At 45.4% G+C, this 24,384-nt stretch carries 16 protein-coding genes; 11 read left to right on the top strand and 5 right to left on the bottom strand.

Features of this window, described 5'->3' with window-relative positions:
• From bcsA to SVI_RS00580, 5 genes are all read left to right on the top strand, one after another.
• Nucleotides 1–2,655, top strand: coding sequence for a UDP-forming cellulose synthase catalytic subunit (gene bcsA, locus SVI_RS00600; RefSeq protein WP_013049415.1), 2,655 nt, complete (start codon nucleotides 1–3; stop codon nucleotides 2,653–2,655).
• 7 nt (nucleotides 2,656–2,662) lie between these two features.
• A complete protein-coding gene (gene bcsB, locus SVI_RS00595) occupies nucleotides 2,663–4,918 on the top strand; it encodes a cellulose biosynthesis cyclic di-GMP-binding regulatory protein BcsB (RefSeq protein ID WP_197532050.1) in 2,256 nt (751 codons plus the stop codon).
• A complete protein-coding gene (bcsZ, locus tag SVI_RS00590) occupies nucleotides 4,915–6,030 on the top strand; it encodes a cellulose synthase complex periplasmic endoglucanase BcsZ (protein WP_013049413.1) in 1,116 nt (371 codons plus the stop codon). Before bcsB ends, bcsZ begins: the two co-directional genes overlap by 4 nt.
• A gap of 44 nt (nucleotides 6,031–6,074) precedes the next feature.
• Nucleotides 6,075–9,806, top strand: coding sequence for a cellulose synthase subunit BcsC-related outer membrane protein (locus SVI_RS00585; RefSeq protein WP_197532049.1), 3,732 nt, complete (start codon nucleotides 6,075–6,077; stop codon nucleotides 9,804–9,806).
• 131 nt (nucleotides 9,807–9,937) lie between these two features.
• The gene (locus SVI_RS00580; protein ID WP_013049411.1) at nucleotides 9,938–10,873 is read left to right on the top strand and encodes a YeiH family protein; all 936 of its coding nucleotides are present in this window, start codon (nucleotides 9,938–9,940) and stop codon (nucleotides 10,871–10,873) included.
• 593 nt (nucleotides 10,874–11,466) lie between these two features.
• Here SVI_RS00580 and SVI_RS00570 read toward each other — a convergent pair.
• Entirely contained in the window at nucleotides 11,467–12,105 is a 639-nt protein-coding gene (locus tag SVI_RS00570; RefSeq protein WP_013049408.1) for a paraquat-inducible protein A, read from the bottom strand.
• 92 nt (nucleotides 12,106–12,197) lie between these two features.
• Nucleotides 12,198–13,364 (bottom strand): HD-GYP domain-containing protein, encoded by a 1,167-nt coding sequence (locus SVI_RS00565; protein ID WP_013049407.1) that lies wholly within the window; start codon nucleotides 13,362–13,364, stop codon nucleotides 12,198–12,200.
• Between the two features lie 538 nt (nucleotides 13,365–13,902).
• Here SVI_RS00565 and SVI_RS00560 point away from each other — a divergent pair.
• Nucleotides 13,903–15,261 (top strand): isochorismate synthase, encoded by a 1,359-nt coding sequence (locus SVI_RS00560; protein WP_041419537.1) that lies wholly within the window; start codon nucleotides 13,903–13,905, stop codon nucleotides 15,259–15,261.
• Nucleotides 15,262–15,304: 43 nt separating this feature from the next.
• Here the strand turns inward: SVI_RS00560 and SVI_RS00555 are convergent, their stop codons facing one another.
• Nucleotides 15,305–16,018 carry a substrate-binding periplasmic protein gene (locus SVI_RS00555; protein ID WP_231847755.1) on the bottom strand — a complete coding sequence of 238 codons (714 nt, stop codon included), beginning with the start codon at nucleotides 16,016–16,018 and terminating at the stop codon, nucleotides 15,305–15,307.
• A 359-nt stretch (nucleotides 16,019–16,377) separates the two neighbouring features.
• Here SVI_RS00555 and SVI_RS00550 point away from each other — a divergent pair, with 359 nt between their 5' ends.
• The 3 genes from SVI_RS00550 (at nucleotide 16,378) to SVI_RS00540 (ending at nucleotide 21,212) form a co-directional block, all read left to right on the top strand.
• Nucleotides 16,378–17,034 carry a 7-cyano-7-deazaguanine/7-aminomethyl-7-deazaguanine transporter gene (locus tag SVI_RS00550; protein ID WP_013049404.1) on the top strand — a complete coding sequence of 219 codons (657 nt, stop codon included), beginning with the start codon at nucleotides 16,378–16,380 and terminating at the stop codon, nucleotides 17,032–17,034.
• A 1,773-nt stretch (nucleotides 17,035–18,807) separates the two neighbouring features.
• Nucleotides 18,808–19,398 carry a molybdenum cofactor guanylyltransferase MobA gene (gene mobA / locus SVI_RS00545; RefSeq protein WP_013049402.1) on the top strand — a complete coding sequence of 197 codons (591 nt, stop codon included), beginning with the start codon at nucleotides 18,808–18,810 and terminating at the stop codon, nucleotides 19,396–19,398.
• 14 nt (nucleotides 19,399–19,412) lie between these two features.
• Nucleotides 19,413–21,212, top strand: a complete 1,800-nt coding sequence (locus SVI_RS00540) for a bifunctional molybdopterin-guanine dinucleotide biosynthesis adaptor protein MobB/molybdopterin molybdotransferase MoeA (RefSeq protein WP_013049401.1) — start codon at nucleotides 19,413–19,415, stop codon at nucleotides 21,210–21,212.
• Nucleotides 21,213–21,320: 108 nt separating this feature from the next.
• Here the strand turns inward: SVI_RS00540 and SVI_RS21960 are convergent, their stop codons facing one another.
• Complete coding sequence (locus tag SVI_RS21960; protein WP_269453346.1) at nucleotides 21,321–21,446, bottom strand: hypothetical protein; 126 nt, start codon at nucleotides 21,444–21,446, stop codon at nucleotides 21,321–21,323.
• On the opposite strand from SVI_RS21960, the gene SVI_RS00535 reads away from it, so the two are divergent.
• Nucleotides 21,394–21,882, top strand: coding sequence for a hypothetical protein (locus SVI_RS00535; RefSeq protein WP_013049400.1), 489 nt, complete (start codon nucleotides 21,394–21,396; stop codon nucleotides 21,880–21,882). The two genes, SVI_RS21960 and SVI_RS00535, sit on opposite strands and share 53 nt — an antisense overlap.
• A 37-nt stretch (nucleotides 21,883–21,919) precedes the next feature.
• Nucleotides 21,920–22,735 carry a bifunctional DNA-formamidopyrimidine glycosylase/DNA-(apurinic or apyrimidinic site) lyase gene (gene mutM, locus SVI_RS00530; RefSeq protein WP_013049399.1) on the top strand — a complete coding sequence of 272 codons (816 nt, stop codon included), beginning with the start codon at nucleotides 21,920–21,922 and terminating at the stop codon, nucleotides 22,733–22,735.
• Nucleotides 22,736–22,883: 148 nt separating this feature from the next.
• On the opposite strand, the gene SVI_RS00525 is transcribed toward mutM, so the two are convergent.
• Nucleotides 22,884–24,380: a capsule assembly Wzi family protein gene (locus SVI_RS00525; protein WP_013049398.1), complete on the bottom strand. Its 1,497-nt coding sequence runs from the start codon at nucleotides 24,378–24,380 to the stop codon at nucleotides 22,884–22,886.
• Nucleotides 24,381–24,384 lie beyond the last annotated feature (4 nt).

Below are 24,384 nucleotides of genomic sequence, written 5' to 3'. Positions count from 1 at the left end.
ATGTTTTCTTGCCTTAATCTAATTTTTAAAACCTGGATAGTCAGCCAATTCGCAGCACAGAAGACGTTTATTGAAGAAGCCGAAGGCGCTCCTGCATCTTGGCTAGGGGAGCTGGTACTGGCCATATGGTTTACCACAGCCTTTCTATTCTTGAAGCCCACCATTGCCGGCGTACCATCGTGGAAATTACTGTTTATTGGTTATCCGCAAATTAATTTTGCCCGTCCGGTTTTATTCGATCTTATACGTTTTGTCATTCAAACCTCTTGGTTATTATTATTTCAACAACAAACTAAACATGTATTGTCGACACGCATACATCAAGTATTTAATATCACGGTCAAACGTATCAAGAGTGCATTCTACCTACCCTTGAATACCTTATCTTTAGGCGTACAGTGGCTGGAAGCCTGGGCGACGAAACCATCGCGACTGAAATCAAGCACTCAGGCTATGCCATCCAAACCTCAAGTTAAGCGCCCTCATAATCTACTTAATTACACCTTGTTTTTCTTGGTCGCCGTACTAGCCTTCCTGTGTTTCACCGTTCCTTTTAACTTTAATGCACAAATTATTTTTGTCTGTTTATTGTGGGCGTTGGCCATGATGTTTCGGCGTATGCCCGGACGCTTTCCCACCGTGCTCCTGATCATTCTTTCGGTCACAGCATCGTGCCGATATATTTGGTGGCGGTACACATCAACACTAAATTGGGATGATCCTCTCGCCTTATTTCTTGGTGGGATTTTACTGATGGCTGAAACATATGCCTGGATTGTGCTGTTATTGGGGTACTTCCAAAATATATGGCCATTGAATCGTAAACCCGTTGCCTTACCCGTAGATCAGACCACATGGCCTGAAATCGACATTATGATCCCTAGCTACAACGAAGGTTTAGATGTGGTGCGTGCCACAGTATATGCGTCGTTGGGAGTCGATTGGCCAAAAGACAAACTCAATATCTATATTCTTGATGATGGTAAACGTGATGACTTCCGGGATTTCGCCAAAGAAGCTGGGGTTAATTATATTCGTCGTCCCACCAATGAACATGCTAAAGCCGGTAATATCAATTATGCATTAGCCCAAACCAAGAGCGAGTTTGTGGCCATATTTGACTGTGACCATATACCAACACGCGCTTTCTTCCAGCTCGCGATGGGATTTTTCTTAAAAGATCCAAAAATGTCATTAGTGCAAACTCCCCACCATTTCTTTTCTCCGGATCCTTTTGAACGTAACCTTGCCAGCTTCAGGGATATCCCCAACGAAGGCAACCTCTTCTATGGTTTGATTCAAGACGGCAATGATATGTGGGATGCGACTTTCTTCTGTGGTTCTTGTGCCATATTACGCCGTGCACCACTGGAAGAGGTAGGTGGGATCGCGGTTGAAACAGTGACTGAAGATGCCCATACTTCATTGAGATTACACCGCTTGGGTTATCACTCTGCTTATTTAAAACAACCCTTATCGGCAGGCTTAGCCACAGAAACCTTATCGGCCCACATTGGCCAGCGAATCCGTTGGGCCAGGGGCATGGCGCAAATATTTCGACTGGATAACCCTTTGACAGGATCTGGCCTGAAATGGCAACAACGCCTCTGTTATGTTAATGCCATGCTGCACTTTTTATCCGGGATCCCGCGGATTATTTTTTTAATCGCGCCACTCACATTTCTCTTGCTGCATTCCTACGTGATCTCGGCTCCCGCATTTGCAATTATTCTCTACGCTCTGCCACATATGGTCCATGCAAGCGTGACAAACTCTCGGATACAAGGAAAGTACCGTTACTCATTCTGGGGGGAAGTCTATGAAACCGTTTTAGCTTGGTACATAGCAAAACCTACCACAGTGGCATTATTTGCCCCCCACAAGGGTAACTTCAACGTTACCGCAAAAGGAGGCTTAATCGATAAATCTTATTTTGATTGGGTGTTCTCGCTCCCTTACCTCACCTTAGTGATCATGAACATTATTGGACTAGGTTTCGGTGTTTACCGTATAGGCTGGGGGCCCGATGACGAAATTGGTACAGTTATCGTCAATATTCTCTGGACCATTTATAACCTTTTGATCTTAGGCGGTGCTGTTGCTGTCGCAGCCGAGGAAAAGCAGGTTCGTAAAGATCACCGTGTCGCCGTCGCCCTCCCTATGAGCGTACGTTTACATTCAGGTCATTTACTTCGCGCCGTGATGCAAGATTTTTCACTGGGGGGTATTCGAGTAAAACTGGAAGGCTATGATGAACAAAATCATCTATTTTTACCCAATCAAGAGCTAGAGATCATCCTGCATCGTTCGGATCAACAATTTGTTTTCCCAACTATTGTTACCTATGCCCAAGATGGCATCTTAGGCTTACAACTCGCGCCTTTATCGAACCAGCAACAGGTTGATTATGTACAGTGCACCTTTGCCCGTGCAGATACCTGGACAAAGTGGCAACAAAGCTATGAGGCCGATAAACCCTTAGCGAGTCTGAGCAGGGTGTTACGGGTCGGAGCTAGCGGTTATCAGCAATTATTAAGGCACAGTCCAACACCGGTAAAGGCCTGCGTTCGCCCCATTCTGTTTTTTTGTGAGTTTACTTGGTCACTGCGACCCCGTCATATTTCTACTCGAGTCTCTAACCATGCTAATTTCTAGATTAACAATGATTGCAGCTCTAGGGCTTGCGATCTCAGCCAGCGCTTTTGCGCAACAGCCTATAATACCAGTAACAGCGCCAGCGCTATCGGCGCAAGCGTCTAATACTTCCATCCCTATAGTGTCTCAACGGGTGATCTCCTTCTCCCAACTTGGCTATACAGGTTCAATCAAAATACTGGGCAGTGAGAATAGTATTTATGTGGGCTTTGGCTCTCGTCTTGATGAGGTGGTTTCAAAGGCTACGTTACATTTTGATCTCACTCCATCTCCGGCATTATTGGCCTTGGTATCGCATATTAAGGTCTACTTTAATAATGAATTGATGGGCGTTGTATCGATAAGTGACGGGCAACAAGGTAAAAAAAATAGCGTATCTATGCCTCTCGATACGCGATTTTTCAGTAACTTTAATCAGTTACGTTTTGAGTTAATTGGTAATACAAACACAAGCTGTGCGAATCCTAATGACTCCAGCATATGGGCCGAAATTGGTCTGAGCAGCCATATCGATCTTCAAGTTCAAAAAACACTACTGAAGAGCGAACTCAGCCTATTACCGGCGCCATTTTTTGATGAGCGCGACTTTAACAAACTCAAGCTGCCAGTGGTGATGGGAAGCGACTATGATCTTGACGAGATAAAAGCCGCAGGAATTGCTGCTTCATATTTTGGCACCTTGTCCGAATGGCGTAGTACTAGCTTTCCTCTGTCTTTCGATAAGATGCCAGACGAAAACGCCATAGTCTTCATTACAAATAACAATAAACCCGAGTTCCTTAAAGACTTTCCCGATGCGGACGGCCCTTACTTACAAGTAATTAGCCACCCAAGAGATCCTTATGTGAAACTGTTATTGGTCATTGGACGAGATAGCGAAGATCTCAACACTGCCATTAAAGGTCTGGCACTGGGAACCTCATTATTAACCGGTCCAATAGCAAAAATTAATTCGGTTAATCAAATCGTCCCCCGCCAAGCCTATGATGCACCGAATTGGATCAGCACAACACGCCCAACCTCCTTGTCTGAGCTGGTAAAACAGAAATCCGCTTTACAAGTAGAAGGTCGAACACCACCACCTATTCGTGTTGACTTACGTTTACCGCCGGATCTGTTTACATGGCAAAGTCGTGGTATCCCTATGGATCTGAATTATCATTATTCGCCGCCAACGAAAAATGACTCAGGCTCTCGCCTAAGTTTAAGCATCAATAACCAATTTATCGAAGCCTTTAACCTAACCACGGATGGGCAAAGCGGTGAATCTAGCCAATTACGCATACCGCTGATCGATGATAATTTTTTAAGTTCAAGCGACAATATCCCGATTCCAGCCTTTAAGGTGGGAAGTAACAACCATATTAAGTTTGAATTTAGCTTTGCCTCCGTCACAGAAGGCATGTGTCAGGTAACACAACCTAGTAAGCAATATGCGGTTATCGATGGTAATTCCACAATAGATTTCAGTGGGTTTCCACATTATATCGAAATGCCGAATATGCATGCTTTCTCTAATTCCGGTTTCCCATTCTCACGCATGGCGGACTTATCTGAAACCGTCGTTGTGGTGGCAGAAAAACCATCCGCTGCAGCACTACAGAGCTTCTTAAATATAATGGGCGTCATAGGTGCAGATACAGGCTATCCAGGCATCAATGTCCAACTAATCGACCGATGGGACAAACAACTACTGCAAGATAAGGATATCTTGAGTATTGGTGTCGCCCCTTCACTCAATACCGCTGAATACGATACAGATCAAGTGAACCTGACGCTAAATGCAGGCAAGCGACTGATGAAATTTCCAAATAAAAACGAAGAGCTATTGGACCTTAAGCCCAGCAGTTCTAAACAAGACCCGACAGAGATGATATCGGTACAAGCACAGGGGGCCTTTGCCGCAATAACCGGTATAGAATCACCGTTTTCAGCCAAGCGCAGTTTAATCACCATAATGGCCGCTAACCCACAAGATCTATCTCTGGTGGATGAAGCATTAAGCGATAGCGGTAAAGTGGAGCACATGTTTGGCTCTGTTGTGACTATCCGTAACAATGAAGTCGCCAGCTATAATGTCGGTGAGCACTACTACTCAGGTAAGCTGCCTATATGGCAACTTGTGTGGTACCACTTCTCCAATCATCCTATTTTATTAGCCTTTATCGTAGTATTTCTGATGCTTATCGTCACTATCGTGCTCTGGCGTATTCTTCGTCCAATTGCAGCAAAACGCCTTCAAGATAATGAGGATGAATCATGAAAAAATTAGTCTGGCTCACTTGTTTGTCCCTGATGCTTACATCCTTGTCATCTCAGGTTTTTGCGCTTGAGTGTCAATGGCCAGAATGGAATACATTCAAAACAAATTACCTCCAAGATGGCAGAGTGGTGGATGCCAGCGATCCGCGCTTAATTACCACATCGGAAGGACAATCTTATGGGTTGTTTTTCGCCTTAGTAGCCAACGATAAGCAGGCATTTCAACAAATATTAACATGGACAGAGACACATCTTGCCGAAGGTGATCTGACCGCACATTTACCCGCATGGCTATGGGGACAGAAGACGACTGGAACGTACGGGGTACTAGATAATAATTCAGCATCTGATTCTGATTTATGGATAGCATATAGCTTGGCTGAAGCCGGACGACTCTGGGATAACTACTACTATAAATCCCTTAGTCATCTAGTTGCCAGTCGCATACTTAGGGAAGAAACCCTAGAGGTCCCAGGTATTGGTAACGTGCTCCTACCCGGGCCCCAGGGCTTCGATAAACCCGATGGGAGCTACCGCTTAAATCCCAGCTACGTGCCCTTGCAGTTGCTGTCACGAATGGCGACACTCTACCCCAAGTACACATGGCAATCCTTATATAAGACCAGTGCTACTATGTTAACCGACACTGCACAACACGGCTTTAGCCCAGATTGGGTAACACTAAAGTCCGGGGTGTACACCGCCGATGACATCACAGGAAATCTAGGTAGCTATAACGCGATTCGCAGCTATTTATGGATAGGTATGCTTAACGATGCCGATAAAGAAAAATCCACATTATTGCAAACCATGCAAGCTATGGTGGCCGCGACACAGCAACTCTCAGCGCCACCACGGGAAGTGGATACCCTAAACGGCCAATATACAGAGGCGGGCAGCCCAGGTTTCTCTGCCGCATTATTGCCATTTCTTTCAGCTTCGAATCAAGCTGCATTAGTGGAACAACAAGCTGAGCGGGCTCACTCATTATTGCAGCGCAATGATGGCAAACATTACTACGATAATGTTTTGGGTCTGTTTGGTGAAGCTTGGTATCAAGAGAGATTCCGTTTTGGTGAGCACGGAGAGTTACAAACCCAATGTCAAAAGTAACGTCATCAACAAGCTTGAAAGCCATATTGGGTCTCCTTATAACCATGCTCTTATATACATCCCCTGTGATGGCGGTGAAGAGCATTACTGAGTACACACCAGCCCATGGTCCATTAACCCAGCAACAGAAGAAACGCATCTATCAATTAGATCAGCCACTTGAGTTATTTGAGACTCAATTAGCACAAGTGGACTCTGTCGATTGGTTACTGGGCCAATTGAAATTAGCCCAGGCGATGAAGCGTGATGACATAGTCCTCAGCACCCTGGAACGATTATTCGCCATCGAAGGTAACAATGTCAGCGGCTTGTATTATCAAGCCAATATGTACTTGCAAACCAAGCAGCTGGATAAAGCCACCGCAGCGTGGAAAAAGTTGCAGCAATTAGCCCCAAAAAGCCAAAAAACCTTGGCATTAAATAGCATTTTTTCAATTCGCAATGAGAAAAAAAGTGAGTTTCAACGAGCAAGACTACTTGCTCATTCAGGACGTTACCTAGAGTCGTTACTCGCCTATGATTCGGTGTTTCCAAATGGTATACCGACACCAAGTCTTCAGTTGGAATACCTCCAAGTTGAAGGCCATATTGCTTCACGGTGGCAAAGCGTCAAGACTAGCTTAGAAAAACTCAATGCTAACAACCCGGATGTACCCATTTTTCAGCTCGCCTTAACCAAGCATATTGGTAAACGCCATCCAGCGGATCCTTGGGTCTTAGCCAGTTACCGTCGTTTAGCACTAAGGCCGGACATTGGCGAGCAGGCAGCCTTATCTTGGTTGTACGCCTTAGACTCACTGCCAATTTCGACATCGGTAACCGAACAATATGCTATTTTAAGCAGTTATTATCCGTCCAACCGTACGATTCAGCGCGCCAACCAAGAAGGAAAAAAGCGGCTAGCTCGTGAATTAATACTGCAGAAAGATCCAACCTATCGCGCTAAGCGTAAAGGCTTGGCGCTATTGGATGAAGGCAAGAATAACCAGGCTGCCAAACAACTGCGTTATGCCTTAACCACTCGCCCCGATGATCCAGAACTACTTGGTGCCATAGGTACTATCTATCTTCGTGGCGGGAATCAAACCCAAGCTTTGGCCTACTTTAAGAAAGCGCAGGAACTCGATAAAGATCCGGATGCAGCATCAAAATGGCGCTCACTGATTAAAGTGTCGTCATATTGGGCCTACCTGAAACAAGGCGATACTGCATTAAAAGAGAATCGCTATACAGATGCCAAACATCTATATGAAAAATCGATAAAAATCACACCTGCAGCTCCTGATGCATACAACGGCTTGGCTGAATTAGCCCTGATGCAAAAGCAGTATAAACAAGCTGAACGTTATTATCAGCTGGCACTCAATCGTGATCAGAACAATAACTCAGCCCTGAGAGGACGTTTGAATGTAGCACTGGCACAAGGAGAGCTAGGTACCGCTATTAAGTTGGCTGAACATTACACTCCTCAGCAGCAACTCGCCATTAATGGCAAGATACAGTCCCTCAGATCCGATCAGGCTTCACAGGCAATTGAACTGGCATTATCAGCAGGTGATATGGATCAGGCCAAGCGCTCTGTGTCCAGATTACTGGCTTTAAAGCCATCATCACCATGGCTGCGTGCCGACATTGCCGACACACTGAGGATCTTGGGTAACCCCAAGCAAGCCGACGACCTGATGCTAGCTTGGGATCAGGCATCCTCAGATCCTCAAATGCACTTCGCTTACAGCTTATATTTATCACGTAACGACCAAGCTAGAGCCGCAGTGGATGCATTAGCTGCGGTGCCGAAAACACGGCTCACGCCGGCAATGAAGCGAAACTTAGTTCGATTAAGCCTCAACTTGGATTTAGACAATATTCAAGCACGATATCTCTATGCTCATGAGGCGAGTGTAAAGGCCATTTCGAAATTGGCACAAGAGTATCGACACGACCCTCAAGCCATGATGCGTATTACTGAGACTTGGTACAAGCTAGGCGAAGCCACACGAGCGCAAACAAGTTATGCCGCTATCACGCCACAAAAAGACTGGTCATTTTCCACCCAACTAGCCTATGCCAAGTTGATGCTCACTATGCATGCCTTCGAGGACTTTAATGACTGGCAAGCACGTAGCGAGCATCTAAGTAACTTAACATTACTCAGCATATCTGAACGCCAGTCCCTGCATCAATTGGCTACACAGGCTAATATTGCCGAGGCGGAACAAGACTATCAGCAAGAGCTTTACGCTTCTGCATTAGCACGTTATCTTAAGGTGAGTAAACAAGCTGAACCCTATAAAACTCAAGGGCTAATTGGTGTACTGCAATCCAGTATTCCACTAGAGCAGCAAACTCAATATGAATATATCGCGGCAGCCCTCTATAGCAAGCGTGGCCAGCTAACGGCCAGTCAGTTAATGTCGGTCGCCAGAGTCTTCAATCGGCTCGGTCGTCATACTCAAGCAAACCACCTGAATGAATTGCTGCCAGACTCAGCCAGTGCTATGGAATTTCGCGATAGTATGGCCATTGCCATGACGAATAAGCAATGGCATACCGCCGGCATAAGTGGATATAAGGCCCTAAATTCCGATCGTATCGCAAAAAACCGCAACCAAGACAAAGCCAGCCCAGAGAAGCCAAGTTTACACCTGCTTTATGATCAAGCCGATGATTATTGGTTAACCCGCAATGTGAAAAAAGACATAGACACCTTGCATGATCGTCTGGATGGACATGTCATGATTGGCTATGACTTTGGCGCCAGAGATGGCGAAAATAAGATGTCTCAGGTACCTATTGAGGCAAGGATCCCTATACCTTCATTGGATGGGCATCTGATATTAAGGGCTGAGCATGTCAATATAGCATCCGGTGATATCGACTATTTGAATCAACACCAAGATCACCATGAGATTCCCATTGACCAGCAAGCTTCAGGCACAGCCTTAGGTGTTGGCTGGGAGGCTGACAACTGGTCGGCAGATATAGGCACAACACCCCTTGGCTTTACTCATTCTACTTGGGTTGGAGGGATCACAGTCAAAGGCGACCTCGCCGATCTTGGCTGGCGGATTAACGCCTCTAAGCGCCCGGAAACCAGCAGTATCTTGTCCTATGCAGGTTTAAGTGTGCCCCAGGGAAGCATAGATCCACAAGGCACGGAATGGGGCGGTGTGGTTCGTACGGGATTAAAAATCGGCACCAGCTACGATCAGGGAGGGCCTTATGGTATCTGGACGAGTATCCAGTATCATAAACTCACCGGCGATAATGTTGCAGATAATACCCGCTTAGGCCTTCTGGCTGGTAGCTATTACAAACTGATTGCAGATGAGGATCAAGGTTTGAGTGTTGGGACTAACTTTATGTACCTCAACTACAATAAAAACCTTAGTGAATACACATTAGGTCATGGCGGTTATTATAGTCCACAGAGCTATTTTTCGGTCTCTATACCTGTTAATTACTATAAACGTTACCATGATACTTGGTCGTACTTACTCAGTGGTTCAATCTCAAACTCGTGGACACAAGAGGATGGCCCCTACTTAACCGGTGAGGCATCGAGTTCGGGAGGGGGATTTGGGTATACGTTTCAGGCTGCAATTGAAAATCGTATAAGTAAACATTGGTATTTAGGCATGTCCTTAGATTTACAACGTTCTGATTTCTACGAACCTAATCACTTTATACTTTATGCCAAGTATACATTCAGTGATCGTTGGCAATCGATCACTATGCCAGCCAATACCCCAATTCTATACTCTAGTTTCGATTAGATTCATTCATATCGGCAAGTAGAACTAGGCGAGAATAAATAAAATTTAACTCGTAACTAAAATAAATTGAATTTATTGAAGCCTAGTTCATGGATATAATTATGACTCTCGATGACATCTGGTATAACTAAATGCAAATGAAGCTACTGATATTAAAGAAATACCTACCATTTTATGCATTAGCTACTCTCTGCTTATTCCCCTTTATATCATCACCCATAGCCTTAGTTCTCGGATTTACCTTAGCCAGCTTAGGCCTGATCCCCTCTAATCTAGATCTCGCCGCCCTCACTAAGCGTCTATTGTCATATTCGATCATAGGTCTTGGTTTTGGCATTAATCTGAATACGGCTATATCAATCAGCAGAGATAACCTGCCATTGATATTAGGCTCTATTATTTTTACCTTGGTATTAGGCTATCTGCTTACCAGAGCACTCAAGTTCGACTCGAAAACAGGCCAGCTTATATCCGCAGGTACCGCTATCTGTGGCGGTAGCGCCATAGCTGCAGTCTCGCCAGCCATTAATGCCAACAGCGAACAAACGGCTATCGCACTGTCTACAGTATTTATCCTTAACTCAATTGCCCTGTTCCTCTTTCCCGCGCTAGGTCATCTATTTGCCATGAGCCAATATGACTTTGGTGTATGGTGTGCCATCGCGATACACGATACTTCATCGGTCGTCGGTGCGGCCTCGGCCTATGGCGAAGAGGCCCTCACAACAGCAACCACCATCAAACTAGCCCGTGCATTGTGGATCATCCCTATCGCACTCCTCAGTGCCTTGATGTTTGGCGGTGACAAGAAGAAGATAACTATCCCCTATTTTATCGGCTTCTATTGCCTTGCTATCGCTATCGCCCATTGGTTTCCCCAGGGGCAAATCGCCTATCAGGCCATTTTCGAATTATCCAAACGAATATTGGTTCTGTGTCTGTTCTTGATAGGGGGTGGGATCACTGTGGCTAAGATGCGGGCCGCCGGAGCGAAACCCTTGATACTCGGGCTAACACTCTGGTTATCTATCGGCACTGGCTCACTGGTGTACATCTTGTATGTTTAAAAGAAGCCTCTAGCTTTAAGACTCAGGACAGAGCTAAGAAAGCAGGAAGACAATGAAGCAAGCTATAGGGCTATTTATTCTCCCTTAGATTCCTTCACGGGAGCGGGTTTATAACCCAGTACGATCCATAACAAGCACGCGAAGGCACCGAGATCTATTAGGGTCCTAGTCAGCCCGCTGGTGAGTATTGAGGCAATAACAAAGACTGCACAGCATAAGATAATTAACCAGTGTTTCATTTTTCCCCTTGATTGCTCAGTTAATGGAAAGGAAGAAGCTAGACTGGTTATTATTTATCGAATCACTATTTAATCCAAAATACCCGTTTTTACTAACAAATAGCTAGATCGGCTAAGGCACAAGTAAACCAGATATGACCTCAATCCTGCAGGGGTCATTATTGGCATCATATATCGTCTGTAAGTCTAAGATTGAAGATTGAGAATTAGGAATTGAGAGTTGAGAGTTGAGAGTTGAGAGTTGAGAATTTAAGCCATAGCCAAGCGGGCCCACAAGATAAGACGGCATAGAAAGAGAATATGGAGCCAGCGAGACCGCTAACTCCATCACATCTAGACTAGAGAGGCTATTACCTAAGCTCTTGCCTCTATACCTGGCTCGTCAGTGATATGAACTTCACTGGGACGGCCCATCAAATAACCACTGAAAATAGAAAAAACACAATATGCGGCGAAGTAGTAGAAGCCCACATCGAAGCTCGCTGTAGTTTTTAACAGGTCTCCCATTCCTGCGGAGGCATTACCCGCCATATAGCTCACGATCACTGCCACCACGAATACATCGGCCATGGACCATTTAGCTATGATGCCGGTAAACTGGCTGAGTTTTAATTTCGCCTTAAGTGAGATGGGACCTTGCAGTATCAACATACAAATCAGTTTCAATGCAGGAATCACCACACTGAATAGCCCCACCAGCAGAGCCACTAAGATATTGCCAGACTGATATAGCTCCTCGACGGTGCCCCAGATACTACGCGTTTTCTGAAAAACCTCGACCTCACCTTGGAGCGTGTCGAAGCCTAACATGCTCGACATCATAGTTAACATGTCTCTTGCGCTACCACTGCCATCAGCCAGATGGGCAATTCCCGCCTGAGCTAACTCAGATTTCTCTATGCTGCCACTGATACTTAGAATTGGCTGAGTCACGCCTGGGATCAGTAAAGCCAGAGAGAGTAAAATAACGATTACAGGTAATACACGCTTCATGTTGCACTCAAATCAGATAAATCGAATGGCGGATTATACCTGTTATCTAATCGCCAGATCAAAAAGAGCCTAATGTGGAAGGAGAACAGAGACTAATAAAATGGCGCCGGATCGACATCCAGAGCCCTTGGGGAAACACCACGCTCGATATGTAGATCTGACTTAAGTAGATCTACCATGGTCACATTCGTATAGCGTTTATGTTTGATTGAATAGAAACATTTGAGTATGGGATGCAGCGCATCCCTGTCCTTTGCTTCCCAGACTATGCCTATTCGACCGTCCGATAGCTCCACCAATGAACCCACAGGATAGACACCCACACAGCGGATAAATTCATAAACTAATTTATCATCCAGATGAAACGGCGTCAGGCTGAGGAGGATTTTGAAAGCTGCCGCAGGGCTCATAGCCTCTTTATAACAACGCGTGGCTGTAAGGGCGTCGAATATATCCACGATACAACTCATGCGGCCATGAAGGGGTATCTCATCGCCCTTAAGGCCTCTTGGATAACCATTACCATCCAATTTTTCATGATGCATCAGACAGATATCTTTACTGAGGTCCGATAGTCCCTTGGTCTCAGCCATAATCTCGATGGCAAAAACTTGATGTAACTTTATGTGCTCAAACTCTTGGGGGGTTAATTTTCCCGGCTTGTGCAGCACCTTATTATCGACCTTAATTTTGCCGATATCATGTAAGATCCCCCCCACGGCCATCTGCCTAAGGATATCTTTATCCAGCTTGAGGTATTTACCGAAGGTTACCAGCAGAAATGCGACGTTGATTGAGTGTTCTAACAGATAGGCATCTTTAGTTCTCAGGGCCGATACACACTTGAGTGCGTCATCGTCGAGCATGACTGATTCGATCATATTGTCGGCTAAAACTTCGAAAGGTGCGACCTCGATGGCTTTTCCCTCGAAGACCTCTGACAGCACTTTCTGTACCAGATCTTTAGCCTCGAGCAGTAATTTCTTGGCTACTAGTTGCGACTTATCTCTACTTGGCTTGATTTTCTTGACTATAGGTTTAGGTGAAATGGCGCGTTTGAGTCCACAGCTATCGGCCGAACGTTCGATATCAATCCACACATAATTGATACCATTCTTCTTCAGTTTAATAATCGCATTTTGACTACGTATCTGTCCCGCGTTGGCTATGGCAACCTGACCTTGCTGATCTATGGCCGACACAAACATGCCTATGGCCAATTTGGACACAGGATATTTAACCAGTGTCTTAGAATTCATTGTCCCCCCCCATGTACTAGCTCCCAGAAAATGACCTACGGACGTAGATTCAAGATCTCTTATGCGTCTTATTATATGCTTTTATAATTATTCTTGTACGCCGAGTGTTGAATACACATTTTGTTTATAGAATAGCGTTCTAAGCCGCTCATTCTATGCCTTGGGAAGGTAAATCACCACTATAAAACATCTATAACGCACTCGCTCCATTTAGAAATATACAAGTCAGTCAGCAACTAGTTTAGTAACTGCTTAATTTTAATCGGTTAGCCTTATCCTCTTAAGTAACAAATTGACACTTAATAGCTTCTCGATCTTAGATTAGCCAGTCGAACTTCATGTAACTAGGCAGGTATTGATATACCTTAGAGTCGAATTTAAGTTAAAGCTCACAGCTTGAAAGCCTATGACTTGACAGTTTTAAGCTCGCACTTTAGCTTGTGCTAAAGGTTCTTATTAACAATTGCTTTAATAAATTTTACGATGCCTCAACGGCTCTGCCTATTGGTTCATTGTCCTGACCCATTTGGAGTGTGTATTGGCTGTTCTAATGCTGCCACAGGCTATCGAGTACCTTACCGATAAGCTGCAACAATTAAATTTTCAGTCTCACTGCGATCCCATCATTCAAGTGTCTGTCAATATCAAAGCCGTACCCGTTATCGCCTGGCTGGCAGCTCAGCCGATCTACCCAAGGATCTATTGGAAAGGTAGAGATACCGAAGAAGAGGTCGCCGCCATTGGCTGCTGTAAAGACTTCTTCTATGACGAAACCACAGACGATAATCAGCTCGCCATGGAATATCAGGCCCAACGGGCATTAACCAAGAATCAAGACATTCGCTACTATGGCGGTGTCGCCTTCGACAGAAGCACTGAAGCTTGGCCCGAATTTGGTCGAGCCCGTTTCGTGCTTCCCCGAGTAGAGTTAAGACGCAGTGGCACTGAATTTAAGCTAGTGGTTAATTTGAATTGTGACAAGCAAGATACCCAGTCTGAGCGTCGGCATGCAATGGAAAGCTTAGGCAGTTTAGCCCCAGCTAAACCCCTGCCACCGCCAAACAAGGTCAGTCTGTTAGGGCGTAGTGACAGACCGGATCGCCACCATTGGACTGAATTGGTTAATAGGGTCACAGACCCCAAATTTATCCACGAAACCCCTAAGGTAGTGCTATCTCGTTTGACTCAATTGGAAGTCAATGAAGAGATTAATCCTTGGATGTTACTTGCCTGCTGGCAAGGTCGTAACCCAAGTAGTTTTCAATTCGGTTTTCAATTTAGCCCAAATCGTACATTTATCTCTTGTACACCTGAGCGCCTATACAGACGCCGTCACAGAGAGCTATTTACTGAGGCATTGGCAGGCACGACGACACGAGGGTTAAATCAAGAAGAAGATGCCTTACTGGCGACACAACTCCAGGAAGATAGCAAAAATAGCCATGAGAACCAGTTGGTAAGTCAGCATATTGTCGATGTTCTCAGCCCATTAAGTCGCTATGTAGGCGCTGAAGAGTCACCTAAGGTATTCAAGTTAAGCCATATTCAGCACCTTCATCGCTCGATTAGGGCCGAATTAAAACCTGAGGTTGATGATTTTCAGTTATTACTGGCTATGCATCCAACCCCAGCGGTCGGTGGACTGCCTAGAGAGGCGGCTATGGATTTTATTCGTCAGCAAGAAGGTTATGCCAGAGGTTGGTATGCCGGCGCCTGTGGATATTTTAATCACTATGAAAGTGAATTTGCCGTGGCTATTCGCAGCGCCCTCATTGAACCAGGACGAATTAATTTATTTGCCGGGGCTGGCATAGTATCAGGCTCCGAGGCCGATGCTGAATGGGCAGAGCTAGAGAATAAGCTAACCACTATCCTGTCAATTCTCACTGAAGTTTAACCCGGTATTACACGTCTTTCTAACCTTAGCCGATGAAGGTCACTCACTTTAGGCTGAGTCTTGTCGCATCTTCTCCCACATAGTCACGAAACAGCCTATCTAGCTCACCGCTGTCTATGAGTTTTTTTAGCTCTTTATCGAAGTGAATTTTCAGCTGAGATCCCTTGTCCGTATTACTGAATACGAAGTAGACCTCTAATCGGAATACATTATCTATGATAACGAACTGCCTGGGTTGATCTAGCTCTGCCACCTTAGACAAGATGTCAGGCTTATAATCGAGCACCGCGTCTATTTTCCCCTGATTCACCCGGTTGAGCAGATCCAATAAATTAACACTCTCTTCATAGTACATAGGCACAGGGATCAGCTCATCAAAACGATACTCTAACAAGGCTTGGACTTTTTTTTGCGCTAAGCTGTCGACCCCTTGCCACATGGCAGCCAACTCGGGCGTTACGGCGATATCTACCGTATCAATTTCGACTGGAATATCACTGTAAATGGAATTTACTTTATCGTCAGGATAAAATCCCAAAGCCATGTCCACTTTCTGCTGATGGAGCAAGTAGCGAACCCGAGAGAAAGGCACAATTTCAATATCGACTTGCCAATCACCCTGGGGGAAAACGCGTTTTAGAATATCGAAATAATAACCGCTACCGTCTAGATTGGTATAACCGATCCAATTGTCTGTGGCGACACGGATGATAGGAGTCTCGGCTAATGCCTGAACAGGCAAGGTAATCAGTATCATCAGCAAAAACTTATAGATCAAAATTCTCATCGGCTTAATCATATTGGCAACATAATGAATCACATAAATAGCGACAGTTACAGACGTAATAATGACTCACTAGGACCAAAAGTCTTCTGGGAAGATCCCGATAAATCTGACTTAAGTTTAGATGCTAATAGCATTATGTGAATAATACCTCAGATAGGCTTGCTAGGAATTTCTACACCTATATACTGTGCCGCCCCCATAGGGGGAAACAAACTATAAAAGACACACAGAGCCACTATTCATTTAGTCATAGTCACTCATTAAAGTGTTATACACAAACGACGGGTTCCCTCACCCCGTGCCAATGCTTAAACTTAAAAAGGCCACAGATGCTATCTTTATCAGCTAGTCAAACTCGCCGAGCGCTGCTCTTACTCGTCGGCTTCCATATATTGATCATATGCGCCAGTAACTATTTGGTGCAGTTACCTTTTCAATTCTTTGGTTATCATACAACCTGGGGAGCTTTTAGCTTTCCATTCGTCTATCTTGCCACGGATCTCACCGTAAGAATTTTTGGCCAGGACTCGGCAAGACGGATCATCTTTAAGGCTATGCTGCCCGCTCTGATTATCTCTTACTTGATGGGTGTGGTATTTCATCAAGCCAGCTTTCAGGGATTTACCGCCCTGACAGAGTTCAATAGCTTAGTATTTCGAATCGCCTTCGCGAGTTTTGCCGCCTATCTGATCGGTCAACTGATGGACATCAAGGTTTTTGCTAAGTTAAGAGACACTAAATCTTGGTGGGTCGCCCCTGCAGCTTCGACCCTAATTGGTAATTTAGTGGATACTCTAGTCTTCTTTGGCCTGGCGTTTTATGCTTCCAGTGACAGTTTCATGGCTGAGCACTGGCCCGAGATAGCTAGCGTCGATTATGGCTTTAAACTTATCGTTAGCTTATGTCTATTCTTACCCGCCTACGGCCTCTTGTTAAGAGTCCTAGAGCAGAAGATAGTCAACTCGGAACAGGAATCTCGCTGTTAACCCTTGATTGATATCAAGCGCACTACCGAGTGATCTAATTTGAGTCTTCACGCCTAGATCAAGCTATGTGGCCAAGGCTCTCTATGCCTTGGCCCTTTATACAAGCCGATTACCGCGAAAGATTATTGAGCTGAAATAGCTGGATGAGAAGGAAAAAGCCCACCGTGAAAGATTAATTTCACTATCTGTGCAAATAAGACTTGCAGACCTTAATGATAATGATTACTATTTGCATGCGTTCCAAGGACTCACTCTACAACTGCTAAAATAAACACTTCATCTCTGTTTATTTAGCTCACTATTTAATTATCTCTGCTCAAGGGTTAACTAGATAGCAAAGTTAAGCGAGTTTCGCAAAGCACGACATTGCTCACACACTCTTATAGCCGGGATATTTTTTATCCCGGTATTTTTTTGCCTGATATTCTCTAACTTAGCCAAAAAGTATCTAGCAACAAATCCACCAGCAGCTTAACGTTATTCTTCCTGGCCTAATATCGAGCGGCATCAATCGACTAAAGCCATAGCGCACCACTCCAGATAATCATTTAGAAAATAAGTCCTTATTTACAATCTATAAATTCATTTAATTACATATGCTTATACTTACGAATCGAAGTAAAACAATATAAATTCAATAATTATACAAATAATACTTGCAGACCTTAATGATAATGATTACTATTTGCATGCGTTCCAAGAACTCACTCTACAACTGCTAATCTAAACACTTCATCTCTGTTTATTTAGCTCACTATTTAATTATCTCTGCTCAGGGCTAGCTAGATAGGAAAGTTAAGCGAGTTTCGCAAAGCACGACATTGCTCACACACTCTTATAGCCGGGATATTATTTATCCCGGTATTTTTTTGCCTCAGATCCCGTGCACTAAAACCTAGCAACACTATTCGACAGACTTATCCAATCGACAAATCTTATCAGCACAGTCTTATCAGCATCATCTTCTTATCACAGTCCAATGCAGCATTTTCCTGTCCGTGAGTTATCCCTATTATCTACTCACGAAACATCGAGCAGAACGAAAGCCAACACAGGCAGATATAAGCCATATACAGCTAAAGCATGCTGATTTGTGAAATAGCACAGGGAACACGGAGTAGTAGTTTGTAAATAGCAAGTCAGACAACATACTTTAAGCGGTTGATTTTAAGGCTTAATAAACTAACTCCAGCTCTTTTTATTACAAAGTAGGAACAAAACACTTGCACAACCAAATGATAATGATTATTATTTGCATGCGTTCCAAGGACCCACACTTACTTATGTGATTCAGCCTATGATTCACGTCATAGGTCATGATTAGGCGGGGTTATCAAGCACGACATTGCTCACACACTCTTTATAACCTGGATTATATTTTCCAGGTTTTTTTTTGCCTGTTTTACACTTATACCGATTGGTATAACACCTTATCTATAGCCTCTGCCCCAGCATGATCACCGAGTTCAAGCTCCTCCATAACCTAAGATAATCAATGGCGGAATGCTACTCTTCTATGGGGATCCGGAGGTCTGCTTGCTACATGACTCAGCTCCACCGCCCAAGCTTACTCGCGGTAAGACACTTGCACAGGCATTTGCTAAAATAGCCAGATCGGCTAACGGCTTTATCTCTGGTGGTTTATGCAAGCGCTAACACAGATAATGGCTCACTATGCTCAGTAAACGGCATAAAGCTGCTATAGGCGTGTCGATAAACTTAGATAGACTAATTGCATAGAAAAAAGCTCCAATACACATACAGGATTTTAATATGTCATTGCAAATTGATGCCGTGATCTTAGCCGGCGGGATGGCTAGGCGCATGGGTGGAAACGATAAAGGCTTAGTAGAGCTAAATTCTCAACCCATGATAAAACATACGATCGATCGGATTAAACCTCAAGTTAAGCAGATCCTGATCAACGCAAATCGTAATCAAACCCGTTATGCTGAGTTTGGCTTTCCAGTCATCAGTGATGAAGACACTGGCTACTTAGGCCCTCTGGCTGGGATGATCACCGCCATGGCAAATACCCAGGCAGATTACTTGCTGGTAGTGCCTTGTGACTGCCCCTTACTACCAAGTGACCTTGTGCCGCGCATGTTGGCCCAAGTTGAGCACCAAGGGGCCGATCTTGCGGTCGCCAGTGACGGAAAAAGAGAGCAGCCCGTGGTCTTGTTGCTCAAGCCAAGCCTAAGAGATTCGATGAAAGCCTTCTTAGATGCTGGCGAACGAAAAGTAGAACTTTGGTACACCAAACATGACCGTGTTGTCACTGATTTTTCAGATCAAGCCAATGCCTTCGTTAACGTAAACACGCCAGAACAAAAACAACAAGTTGCTAAGGCTATTGCCAAGTAAATTTCGAGGTATAAATGAGCATTCCTTTTACCAATCCGCTGTCTATCCCAATACTCGGATTTTGTGCCTATAGTGGCACAGGAAAAACCACCCTACTCAAGAAGCTGATACCTGAGTTAAATAGTCGCTCAGTTCGCTTGGCGGTGATTAAACACGCCCACCATAACTTCGATGTGGATGTTCCGGGAAAGGACAGCTTCGAAATGCGCAAAGCCGGTGCCCGTCAGGTCTTGGTTGCCTCCCATGTACGCTGGGCCTTAATGACCGAACATGCAGTCGAAGGAGATCCACAACTGCCACATCTGCTGCAACAGATAGAGCAAGACAAGGTGGATATTGTTTTAGTCGAAGGCTTCAAGAAACTTGAGCTGCCAAAAATCGAGCTACACAGGGCCGCCCATGGCAAACCCTTACTTCACACTCAGGATGAGAATATCCAAGCTATTGCCTGTTGTGATGACACTCAAGTTCCAAATGGATTACATCGCCTGGATATCAACGATGTCTCGCAGATAGCCGACTTTGTCATCAAATATATCGATAAGTGGCAAGTATCCCCAGCCACCTTGCCCCTAGCACCTTCTACAGGCTGTGAATTCGGTAGCAGTAAAACGCTTTCAGTCACACAGGGCGTAGATCATATTTTATCCTTGGTAGATCCAATCACAGCCAGCGAACATTTACTACTGGATGAACTGAGCGGGCGAGTGCTAGCCGAAGATGCAATTTCTCCCCTAAATGTACCGCAAAATACCAATTCGGCTATGGATGGCTATGCATTCAAGTTCTCCGAGCCTAGGCTAAATCGCTACACCATAGTCGCCGACGTGATGGCCGGGCATCAATATGAAGGTAGATTACAAGACAATGAGGCCGTGCGCATCATGACTGGCGCTCCGATCCCCCCCGGTGCCGACACAGTACAGATGAAGGAACTTGCTATTGAACAAGGGTCAGCTGTCAGCTTCCAGGGTGACATAGTCTTAGGCCAACATGTGCGTTTAGCCGGAGAAGATATTGCTAAAGGCAAGACTGCACTGGCCGCCCATAAGCGTATGCAGGCTCCGGAGCAAGGGATGCTGGCGTCCTTAGGTTTCGGCCAGCTGCCGGTATTTAGACGTCCTAAGGTGGCCGTATTTTCCACCGGTGATGAAGTTTGCCAACCAGGCGAGCCATTAAAACCTAACTGTATCTACGACTCGAACCGTTTCACCATCAAGTCTATGGTACGTAAACTAGGCTGTGAGGTGATCGATTTAGGCATAATTCATGACTCTGAAGATGCCCTCGCCGAGGCCTTGCAACAGGCCGCCATAGATGCAGATGTGGTTATAAGCTCAGGTGGCGTATCGGTCGGCGATGCCGACTTCATCAAGCTTGCCTTGGAACGAGTAGGTAAGATTAACTTTTGGCGTATCAATATGCGTCCGGGTCGACCGCTGGCCTTCGGTCAGATAGGCGATAGTTTATTCTTCGGTTTACCGGGTAATCCAGTTGCTGTCATGGTCTCCTTTATTCAATTCGTTCAACCGGCACTGCGTAAGCTCGCCGGTGAGAAAGACTGGCAAGCTAGCCTAGTTCCCGCTATTGCCGATTGTACAATGCGCAGCCGCGAGGGACGCACTGAATTTACCCGGGGTATCTACCGCTTAGCTCAGGATGGCAAGCTACACGTAACCACAACAGGCGCACAGGGCTCCGGGATGTTGACCTCTATGGTTAAAGCCAACTGTCTTATCATCATAGGCGAGCCGGATGAGCAGTTAAATTCTGGTGATATTGTTTATATTCAACCTTTTGCCGATCTACTGTAGGGATTAGTATCTATGCCTTCATAGCAGATATATTTACTGTGAAGGCGAAGTTCAAAGAACTGAATATCATGGACTGGGTAGCATGAATATACCGAGGGATAAGCGGTATTAGCCGCTGGTTTTATGCCATGCTAAACTGCGCTTATCTCTTATGGTCACCTTAAGACTGAAACAGGACATCATGGCGCTATCACGGAAAAAGTGGAACAATATCATTATTATCGCATCGATCATGATGATATCAATCCTCACACTATTAAATACTAAAACCGCTAAACTCCCCGATGATGCTCTACCACTGTTCGACGACAAGTCTCCCTTAGTCCAACTACAACTCGATGATCTCTGGCTCAACAAGGGCAGTACAGACTGGCAATGCCACTCTGACATACTCAACTGCCAAGCTTGGGCTAAGGCATGGAGTGGAATTCATTTATCGGCCCTAGACCAAGGCATTGATATTCTTGCGGTGATTAATGAGGATATAGCTAAAAACACTGCGCATACCCTAGTGATCCAGATAGCCGATAAACAGCAGCCTCAGTTATGGCAGTTTTACCCTAGACAGGGGCTACTCGAGTCGCCAGCCAAAAACTGGTACCTGATCCCACCCAGTCAGCGTGAAGCCCTATCACCCATTATCAAGGCCAAAGCGTTAATCGACAATTAGTCGGCTAATCACAATATCTTTTTCCAGAGAACTCATTATGCCCGAACTGCCCGAAGTTGAAGTAACCCGCCAAGGAATCAGCCCACATCTAGTCGGCCAGCAAGTCATCGGCTTAGTGGTACGCAATGCCAGTCTGCGCTGGCCAGTGCCTCAAATAGCCCAGCAGATAGTCGGCCAGGTGATACGCAATGTACGGCGCCGGGCGAAATACTTGCTTATCGACACCGATGCCGGCACTACCATAGTGCACTTAGGCATGTCAGGCAGTTTACGCATAGTGCCCCGCAGCACTCAAGTAGAGAAGCATGACCATATAGATCTCGAACTTGCCAGCGGTAAGATATTGAGGTTTAACGACCCTCGCCGTTTCGGGGCCTGGCTCTGGTGTGAACTGCCGGAAGAAGCTCATCCTCTGTTATCAAAATTAGGACCTGAGCCACTCAAAGATAACTTTACTCCCAAGTATTTATTTGACTCCCTAAGGAACAAGAAGAAAGCCATAAAGCTCTGCCTGATGGATAATCATATCGTGGTTGGTGTGGGTAATATTTACGCTAATGAGGCGCTATTTGCAGCGGGGATCCATCCTCAGACCGAAGCAGGAAGACTGGATATCGAACGCTTGACCATCTTAGTAACCCAAGTTAAACAGATACTAGCCAGTGCCATCAAGCAAGGTGGTACTACCTTGAAAGACTTCACTAATGCCGATGGTAAACCAGGTTATTTCGCTCAGAAACTGCATGTCTATGGCCGCGGTGGCGACACTTGTACTCAATGTGGCAATCTACTCAGCGAGATAAAGCTGGGACAAAGAGCTACGGTATTTTGTGGCATATGCCAGACGAGATAGAAGGCTGAAAATCGCCTTCGAGAACGCCACTGGCAACGAGGACGTTCGCAGGCTCACTGCAAGAGCGCAGCGAGCTGCTTGTGGAAAATTCAAGACGAGGTGCGAACATTTCCCCTCGCACCTAGTCCCTCCTATCTAGCACCTTGTTTTAGAATCTATACTCATAAGTGCCAAATAAACTGGCATCGGACTCGCTCTCTTGAGTTTCAAACTCGGAGCGTGACACAGTACCACCGACACTCATCATGCCTTTCAAAAGAGGCATACGATAGCTAAGCTCCAACATCAGCAGGTCTTCTTGGGCCCTTTGTGCCACCCACTCAGTAGCAGGGCTAGAGCCATCTTTATTTAATTGGGCATATCTGAGAATCGAGGTGATCCCCTTACTATCTTTAAACTGACCAATTAAGCCCAAAGCATAAACTGTTGCATCGCTTTCATAGGTACTGCCATAGGTTTTACCGTAATAGCGCGAGCCTGATTTATAAGTGGTTGCATGCTCATACATACAGTTGAAGGCATTATCATCCTCGCCGCAGGCAACCAGGGTATCTGTATATTCGAAGAATAACTTAAACTGAGCAGCATCGAAGTTAAAACGAGTATCTAGCCCACCCAAATGACTACAGTCGACGATATCCCAAGGCGCTGAACCTTTGGCATCTTCACAGGTTTTTTCATAATAGACACCGAATGGGATATTCAACCAGGTATCGCTGAAACGAACATCATAGCCCGCCATCTGGTTACCATAGTTTGTACATCCCTCCACACCAGCACCACGACAATCTCGCTGACCGGTTATCGATTTCAGCGCGCTCTTCCAGGAACACTCCTCACCTTCACCACAAAATTGAGTCGACCAGGAGAAGCCTACCTCTAACTGACGAAAGGGACGAACCGAGCTGCGGAAATTCCACAATAACGGATTAGCTACGGCGCGATCTTCCTCTAGTCGACTGATACCTGCGGTAAGCGTCCATGGACCCAACCAAGACAACCAAGGGGTCTCAAAAGCGGCGGAATTATTCCTGCTAATCAAAACTGACGGCAAGGGGCGAGCGTTATTAGATCTATGCAGGGCCGAGTCAAATCCAGGTCCCCACCATTGTTCCACCGCCCCGGCGGTGAGCATCCAATTACCCAGAGCCATAGCCAAGTAAGAATCATCTAAACGAAATTCTTCCTCGTCCAAGGGATCGTAATGAGCCGACGCCGACACCTTGAAGGCAAATCGCTCACCCACATACTCGTGGGTGACTTGAACATCACCTTGCTCACGATAATCAGAACCAAAATGACGGAAGCGAGCCGCATCGGTTGCCGCCGCAGCCTTGATGCGGGTATTACCCCGGTTATCGACGGCGCTACGATAATAATAGTTCACCCTTGCATAGGCCTCGGCCAAGGCAGGAGTCAGAATTGAGGGCTCTGTTTTAGCGAGATCTACACCAATACCTGACCACATCAGCGGGTAGGTATTGACAGGAACGGTAATCACTCCTTCATCGGCAAGAGCTTGAATATCTGCGCGCAAATAGATATCGGAGACATCGACCCAAGGCGCAGCCAGAAGCGAAGATGAAAAAATCAGACTAAAAATCAATCCAAGTTTGGCGAGATAAGATTTAACTACTTTGATCATGACT

It is taken from the genome of Shewanella violacea DSS12 (genome assembly GCF_000091325.1).
In the GTDB taxonomy this organism is placed as follows: Bacteria; Pseudomonadota; Gammaproteobacteria; order Enterobacterales; family Shewanellaceae; genus Shewanella; species Shewanella violacea.
Note: the sequence above shows the minus strand (reverse complement) of the source record. Positions and strands in the feature narration are given on the sequence as shown.

Excerpts from the sequence above, each read along its gene's own strand:
- SVI_RS21960 (WP_269453346.1), bottom strand. The coding sequence starts at position 21,446 with ATGATCGATGCGATAATAATGATATTGTTCCACTTTTTCCGTGATAGC.
- SVI_RS00570 (WP_013049408.1), bottom strand. The coding sequence starts at position 12,105 with ATGAAGCGTGTATTACCTGTAATCGTTATTTTACTCTCTCTGGCTTTA.
- bcsA (WP_013049415.1), top strand. The coding sequence starts at position 1 with ATGTTTTCTTGCCTTAATCTAATTTTTAAAACCTGGATAGTCAGCCAA.
- SVI_RS00550 (WP_013049404.1), top strand. The coding sequence starts at position 16,378 with ATGCTATCTTTATCAGCTAGTCAAACTCGCCGAGCGCTGCTCTTACTC.
- SVI_RS00565 (WP_013049407.1), bottom strand. The coding sequence starts at position 13,364 with ATGAATTCTAAGACACTGGTTAAATATCCTGTGTCCAAATTGGCCATA.
- bcsB (WP_197532050.1), top strand. The coding sequence starts at position 2,663 with ATGATTGCAGCTCTAGGGCTTGCGATCTCAGCCAGCGCTTTTGCGCAA.
- SVI_RS00580 (WP_013049411.1), top strand. The coding sequence starts at position 9,938 with ATGCAAATGAAGCTACTGATATTAAAGAAATACCTACCATTTTATGCA.
- SVI_RS00540 (WP_013049401.1), top strand. The coding sequence starts at position 19,413 with ATGAGCATTCCTTTTACCAATCCGCTGTCTATCCCAATACTCGGATTT.
- mutM (WP_013049399.1), top strand. The coding sequence starts at position 21,920 with ATGCCCGAACTGCCCGAAGTTGAAGTAACCCGCCAAGGAATCAGCCCA.
- SVI_RS00555 (WP_231847755.1), bottom strand. The coding sequence starts at position 16,018 with ATGATACTGATTACCTTGCCTGTTCAGGCATTAGCCGAGACTCCTATC.
- SVI_RS00585 (WP_197532049.1), top strand. The coding sequence starts at position 6,075 with ATGCTCTTATATACATCCCCTGTGATGGCGGTGAAGAGCATTACTGAG.
- SVI_RS00525 (WP_013049398.1), bottom strand. The coding sequence starts at position 24,380 with ATGATCAAAGTAGTTAAATCTTATCTCGCCAAACTTGGATTGATTTTT.
- bcsZ (WP_013049413.1), top strand. The coding sequence starts at position 4,915 with ATGAAAAAATTAGTCTGGCTCACTTGTTTGTCCCTGATGCTTACATCC.
- SVI_RS00535 (WP_013049400.1), top strand. The coding sequence starts at position 21,394 with ATGGCGCTATCACGGAAAAAGTGGAACAATATCATTATTATCGCATCG.
- mobA (WP_013049402.1), top strand. The coding sequence starts at position 18,808 with ATGTCATTGCAAATTGATGCCGTGATCTTAGCCGGCGGGATGGCTAGG.